The sequence below is a fragment of the Microcystis sp. M20BS1 genome, from assembly GCF_020245305.1.
Taxonomy (GTDB): Bacteria; Cyanobacteriota; Cyanobacteriia; order Cyanobacteriales; family Microcystaceae; genus Microcystis; species Microcystis ichthyoblabe_A.
The window spans coordinates 1-7935 of sequence record NZ_JADBUZ010000224.1 but is presented as its reverse complement, the minus strand read 5'-3'; the positions used below and the strand labels follow the sequence as shown (position 1 = coordinate 7935).

Here is a 7935-nt window from a genome sequence, read left to right as displayed (position 1 = left end):
TTTAAAATCGTTAAGCCAGAGGAGGTGGAAAGAGCCGTAAACTTGATTAACAATCGTCCTCGAAAATGTCTTGACTATCGTACCCCGAATGAGGTATTCTATAAAGGTAGATCAGACAGTGATGCAATTCAGACTTGAATTAGCCCTATTAGGGATTGAAACATGGTATTATAAAGAGGTGAATGTGAATGAAACAGTTCCAATTAATCTTAAACCCTACTAGGGATTGAAACTAGATTCCAAATTTTTTGACGGTTTGGATAAACAAGTTCCAATTAATCTTAAACCCTACTAGGGATTGAAACAGCCACATACTCAGCCATTTCTGCTTTTTTTTCACGTTCCAATTAATCTTAAACCCTACTAGGGATTGAAACCACAATCCTAAGGGGATTAATCAATATCCTGGGATGTTCCAATTAATCTTAAACCCTACTAGGGATTGAAACGCGCATTCGCGATCACGTGCTTGATTGAGTATTCGTTCCAATTAATCTTAAACCCTACTAGGGATTGAAACAATGCAAGGTCTTCTGCTTTGTCTTGGCAGTGCTGATGTTCCAATTAATCTTAAACCCTACTAGGGATTGAAACCGGGTCGCTGGATTATAGGCATTGCTGCCTAATGTTCCAATTAATCTTAAACCCTACTAGGGATTGAAACATTCGTTCGGGGAAGCGGTCGTAAGATAATCATTAAGGTTCCAATTAATCTTAAACCCTACTAGGGATTGAAACAGTAAGGCTATTGATAAAGCGGCGGGTGCTAAGAGGTTCCAATTAATCTTAAACCCTACTAGGGATTGAAACCTGGAATTAGAAAAAACAAAATAACAGCCACAATGTTCCAATTAATCTTAAACCCTACTAGGGATTGAAACTTTACTTCTACTCTCCATTTAGGATTAATTACCATGTTCCAATTAATCTTAAACCCTACTAGGGATTGAAACCCTGAGAAAAAAGTAGAGGGAACCAAACTCCAAGATTGTTCCAATTAATCTTAAACCCTACTAGGGATTGAAACTCTCAGCGAGTAATTAGTTTGATTAATAGCATTTCGTTCCAATTAATCTTAAACCCTACTAGGGATTGAAACGAAGCAAAAAGGCCAAATCAATATCGAAACTGGAAGTTCCAATTAATCTTAAACCCTACTAGGGATTGAAACGGCCGTTGACCATCGTGCTAACCACCTTTTCCGCGTTCCAATTAATCTTAAACCCTACTAGGGATTGAAACTTGGAAGCAAAACGTAGGAGACATCTAAAAAGAGGTTCCAATTAATCTTAAACCCTACTAGGGATTGAAACTTTATCAAAGGAGAACCTGGGCTACCTGGACCACCGGGTTCCAATTAATCTTAAACCCTACTAGGGATTGAAACTAAAAGTCCCCTCAGATTGAGTTATGTTGTTTCCGTTCCAATTAATCTTAAACCCTACTAGGGATTGAAACGCGATCGCTTTCGATCGCGACTCGAAACCATCGAGTTCCAATTAATCTTAAACCCTACTAGGGATTGAAACATCTCACTTTGTCGGGGGCTAACTCCCCGGCAAGGTTCCAATTAATCTTAAACCCTACTAGGGATTGAAACATTTGCCGCCACATCTCGCAGTGGCAATGGGATTGTTCCAGTTCCAATTAATCTTAAACCCTACTAGGGATTGAAACTTAATGCGATCGGGTTCCTAACCGACTTTCAAGAACGTTCCAATTAATCTTAAACCCTACTAGGGATTGAAACAAGTCGATAATTGCTTATTTGAGAAAGCAAGTTGGGTTCCAATTAATCTTAAACCCTACTAGGGATTGAAACATTTGCCGCCACATCTCGCAGTGGCAATGGGATTGTTCCAATTAATCTTAAACCCTACTAGGGATTGAAACTTCGATCGCTTCCCCCCTTCCCCCTTCCCCTTCCCTTGTTCCAATTAATCTTAAACCCTACTAGGGATTGAAACTTAAAACCCTTGCTATATCTTGATTACAGGCATTCAGGTTCCAATTAATCTTAAACCCTACTAGGGATTGAAACTTGAGTATCGGACGGCCTCCACTTCTTAGATCCGCGTTCCAATTAATCTTAAACCCTACTAGGGATTGAAACACTACACACAGCCGAACTGCAAGTGATAATTTATCTGATCTGTTCCAATTAATCTTAAACCCTACTAGGGATTGAAACTTTCAAGGACCAAAAGGCGATCCCGGTCAGCCCGGGTTCCAATTAATCTTAAACCCTACTAGGGATTGAAACTTTTCTGTGTTCCGCCCCAAAGGATTTACAAAAGGGTTCCAATTAATCTTAAACCCTACTAGGGATTGAAACAAATCACGAACTACTAGGGGATGCTTGACTAAGTAGTTCCAATTAATCTTAAACCCTACTAGGGATTGAAACTCAATCCTTACCCCATGATAACACATAAAAAGGTGTTCCAATTAATCTTAAACCCTACTAGGGATTGAAACAATAGTTTAATTTTGGCTATCAGTTATCAGCAATAATTAGTTCCAATTAATCTTAAACCCTACTAGGGATTGAAACCCGTATCTTTCTTTATAATCACCCTCTACTACAAAGTTCCAATTAATCTTAAACCCTACTAGGGATTGAAACTGACTCGTTCTTTCCCTATCCCTAATTCTTCGGTAGTGTTCCAATTAATCTTAAACCCTACTAGGGATTGAAACAGAATCGCAATTATTCCCCGCAATTACTGAGGAGAGTTCCAATTAATCTTAAACCCTACTAGGGATTGAAACATGCCAATAGTTAATGGTACTAGCAGGAATATCCGTGTTCCAATTAATCTTAAACCCTACTAGGGATTGAAACAACTTCGGTGACTGGCAGTGCCGAAGCCGGAGCTAGTTCCAATTAATCTTAAACCCTACTAGGGATTGAAACATGTTGGCGACTCGAATCTCATTATTAGAATCGGAGTTCCAATTAATCTTAAACCCTACTAGGGATTGAAACAGGGGATTGGAGCCAACCAGACGAGATTATATTTAGTTCCAATTAATCTTAAACCCTACTAGGGATTGAAACTTCCGGGGAAATTGATCTGGCTACTTATGAATACGTTCCAATTAATCTTAAACCCTACTAGGGATTGAAACTACAAGAACTGGGGGAATTTATACCCCTGAAGAGATGCTCCAATTAATCTTAAACCCTATTAGGGATTGAAACATAAGTTTTACTCCTATTGAGTTTCATGCTTTTATTGCTCCAATTAATCTTAAACCCTATTAGGGATTGAAACTTTGACCAATCCCGACAAAGCAGGGGAATCCCTCGCTCCAATTAATCTTAAACCCTATTAGGGATTGAAACAAAGGATTAGCGATTAAGGGGCTATCTTTATTTAGCTCCAATTAATCTTAAACCCTATTAGGGATTGAAACCAATCATCGAAGCGATTTTCTATTTTTTCTATTCGCTCCAATTAATCTTAAACCCTATTAGGGATTGAAACCTGGCGATCCTACTGTCGCCAAGGCGATCCTAGGGCTCCAATTAATCTTAAACCCTATTAGGGATTGAAACAAGCTCTTCAATTCTTTGGATTCCTCCGAGTTTGCAGCACTAGCTCCAATTAATCTTAAACCCTATTAGGGATTGAAACAAGCTCTTCTGTATTTTTTCGGTATCTAAAGCTTGCTCCAATTAATCTTAAACCCTATTAGGGATTGAAACCGGATACCAGATAAGGTTAGAGAATGTCAGCGATTGCTCCAATTAATCTTAAACCCTATTAGGGATTGAAACACCCTTGAGTCACCCCAAGACTCCGATCACCCAGGCTCCAATTAATCTTAAACCCTATTAGGGATTGAAACCGGTTGAATCTTTATAGAATACTTCTAAGTATTTTGCTCCAATTAATCTTAAACCCTATTAGGGATTGAAACAGGAAAATACTCTATATGGATTAAAGGAAAAGTGCTCCAATTAATCTTAAACCCTATTAGGGATTGAAACAAAAAGTTTGGAATCTAGATAATTAGCAAATGGGGCTCCAATTAATCTTAAACCCTATTAGGGATTGAAACAAGGCAAAGCTTGTAATTAAAGAAGTTGAGTCTCGCTCCAATTAATCTTAAACCCTATTAGGGATTGAAACCTTCTAACTCACGAATACGGATGGATAGTCGAGTTGCTCCAATTAATCTTAAACCCTATTAGGGATTGAAACATATTACCGATGGATTTAATCGGGCTATCGCTCCTGCTCCAATTAATCTTAAACCCTATTAGGGATTGAAACTATTTACTTGATCTTATCTTATGACATTCTCCCATAGCTCCAATTAATCTTAAACCCTATTAGGGATTGAAACGAGTCTCTTTACTTAAGACTGGATGAACTCCAAAAAATGGCTCCAATTAATCTTAAACCCTATTAGGGATTGAAACGTGGATGATAGTCCCTTGAGATGCTAAAAGTAACCAAGCTCCAATTAATCTTAAACCCTATTAGGGATTGAAACTTTTGTAAAGTAGTGTAAGATAAGAGTATCTTATCAGGCTCCAATTAATCTTAAACCCTATTAGGGATTGAAACTTCAGCAAATTGAGGATTCTTTTTTATAAAATCAGGCTCCAATTAATCTTAAACCCTATTAGGGATTGAAACATTCTTATATACCAGTCTAAAACCCTTGCTATATCGTTCCAATTAATCTTAAACCCTATTAGGGATTGAAACGTCAATGCTTGACGATTTATACCTCGATATCTCAGGTTCCAATTAATCTTAAACCCTATTAGGGATTGAAACGATTTTAGACTCATAGCAGTAACTCGTTAACAGGTTCCAATTAATCTTAAACCCTATTAGGGATTGAAACCAATTAGGCGCGATCGATGAGGCGATCGATACCCGTTCCAATTAATCTTAAACCCTATTAGGGATTGAAACTGCTTTTGTCCCTCCCCCCCCACCATTAGCTCCCGTTCCAATTAATCTTAAACCCTATTAGGGATTGAAACTACCGATACAGCTTCTGCAATTAAGGAAGTAGAAGGTTCCAATTAATCTTAAACCCTATTAGGGATTGAAACAATTACTTGCATACTAACTTAGCAAGACTTTTCGTTCCAATTAATCTTAAACCCTATTAGGGATTGAAACAGGATTGCCATTCAGCCATAAATCTTTGAGTTTGTTCCAATTAATCTTAAACCCTATTAGGGATTGAAACAAAGATGATATTGCCTTAATCACACCATTAAAAATAGTTCCAATTAATATTAAACCCTATTAGGGATTGAAACAATAATATTTGTATTAATTACATCAATCTTAGGAGTTCCAATTAATCTTAAACCCTATTAGGGATTGAAACAGAAAATTTTCATTTTTCAAATTTTAAGGGCGAAAGTTCCAATTAATCTTAAACCCTATTAGGGATTGAAACAACTGATAAACCAGTTTTCGCAATTCGTCAACTGTTCCAATTAATCTTAAACCCTATTAGGGATTGAAACCGATTTCCTCAGTAATTGCGGGGAATAATTGCGAGTTCCAATTAATCTTAAACCCTATTAGGGATTGAAACTGTACCAAGAGGTAACAATAATTGCCGAATCCCAGTTCCAATTAATCTTAAACCCTATTAGGGATTGAAACGCTAGGCTAATTCGATTTGGCCACTCCTGGCAAGAGTTCCAATTAATCTTAAACCCTATTAGGGATTGAAACACGCAGAAAAACTATCCTTGCCTCTAAGGTATTTGTTCCAATTAATCTTAAACCCTATTAGGGATTGAAACAACATTAACTGGCTAAATCCCAGCCAATCAGGATTGTTCCAATTGTTCCAATTAATCTTAAACCCTATTAGGGATTGAAACAGCTACGCTTAGTTTTGAGCCAATAATTTTGGCTGATAGTTCCAATTAATCTTAAACCCTATTAGGGATTGAAACAAAATTTGCTAAATACCTAGCAGTTTTGGTGACTGTTCCAATTAATCTTAAACCCTATTAGGGATTGAAACTCCCGATAAAACAATAACCATTCTCTCCATCATCACGTTCCAATTAATCTTAAACCCTATTAGGGATTGAAACAGTACCCTGTACTATTCATGACTGGTACAAAAATGTTCCAATTAATCTTAAACCCTATTAGGGATTGAAACAGATTTACCCCCCGTGGCTCGATTGAATTTCGAGCAGTTCCAATTAATCTTAAACCCTATTAGGGATTGAAACTTCCTGATTCTCCATTGTGGAATCACTTGCCAGAATGTTCCAATTAATCTTAAACCCTATTAGGGATTGAAACAAAACCCTTACCCTGATTGGGTTAGGGGAAAAGAGTTCCAATTAATCTTAAACCCTATTAGGGATTGAAACTAAAGGAATCAGTACCCACAGCTTCCGGCGAACTGTTCCAATTAATCTTAAACCCTATTAGGGATTGAAACGTGATTTTTGGGAACTTCACAAAAGTTTAACATAAGTTCCAATTAATCTTAAACCCTATTAGGGATTGAAACCTAATTCGCGCTTTAGATATAGATATTCTGATTCATTGTTCCAATTAATCTTAAACCCTATTAGGGATTGAAACAACCAAAGTTCCTGTGATCACCAAAAAAGGGCGTGTTCCAATTAATCTTAAACCCTATTAGGGATTGAAACAAGGGGAATTTAACTATGCGATTTAATTTTGATGGCGTTCCAATTAATCTTAAACCCTATTAGGGATTGAAACCAAATAATCAATCTATCTCCTTGATTCCTTCGAGTTCCAATTAATCTTAAACCCTATTAGGGATTGAAACTTTTTCGGGGATTACTGATATAAATAAAAGAGAGGGTTCCAATTAATCTTAAACCCTATTAGGGATTGAAACAACCCCGTTGATTTTAAGAGAGAAATAACCTGCTTATGTTCCAATTAATCTTAAACCCTATTAGGGATTGAAACAGGTTTTAGAGAGAGGCGATCGCACTAAGTGGTATTGTTCCAATTAATCTTAAACCCTATTAGGGATTGAAACGGATAGCCAACAGCTAGACAGTATAGACACAGATGTTCCAATTAATCTTAAACCCTATTAGGGATTGAAACTTTCCATCTTTTTTTCCTCCTATTTAGGAGGGGAGTTCCAATTAATCTTAAACCCTATTAGGGATTGAAACGATGTAATCATTGAGAATTATTTCAAGTCTAGGGGTTCCAATTAATCTTAAACCCTATTAGGGATTGAAACATCGATCCCGCGCCATATAGGAAAAGTCTCACCGGTGTTCCAATTAATCTTAAACCCTATTAGGGATTGAAACACTGCAAAGATGAAGGGGATGAGACAAGCCTATGCGTTCCAATTAATCTTAAACCCTATTAGGGATTGAAACAATCGGCGGGATTGGCCCGAAAGCTGCCGACAAAGTTCCAATTAATCTTAAACCCTATTAGGGATTGAAACAATCCAGCGCAATTAAGTGAAATGATGAGCGATGGTTCCAATTAATCTTAAACCCTATTAGGGATTGAAACATGGGCAAGGTTAGCTATTCTGATGGACAGTTTGTTCCAATTAATCTTAAACCCTATTAGGGATTGAAACAAAGTGGCATTCTGAAAGTCTAGAATTTCTGAACGTTCCAATTAATCTTAAACCCTATTAGGGATTGAAACAGCACCCATAGCTTCCGGCGAACTGCTCTAACCCGTTCCAATTAATCTTAAACCCTATTAGGGATTGAAACAAGAATTGCTTGGCTGCGAGATTGTCGGTAAGCTCGTTTCAATTAATCTTAAACGGGAGCATCCCAGTTTTGCAATGAGTAAAAATACTCAGGCAATATCGCCGTTGAGATAAGCACAACGTAGCTTCAAATACTGAGGAACATTCTCTGCTTTCCATTGTGCTCCCACAATTTTCATTCTTGCACCTATTTGC

General features: G+C 37.3%; 1 pseudogene and 1 CRISPR repeat array. The pseudogene reads left to right on the top strand.

From position 1 onward, the window contains the following. A pseudogene (locus IM507_RS23750) lies at positions 1–138 on the top strand (IS30 family transposase); the annotation flags it as partial. Between the two features lie 58 nt (positions 139–196). Further along, a CRISPR array of direct repeats spans positions 197–7741; the repeat unit is 37 nt; unit sequence GTTCCAATTAATCTTAAACCCTACTAGGGATTGAAAC. Positions 7742–7935 lie beyond the last annotated feature (194 nt).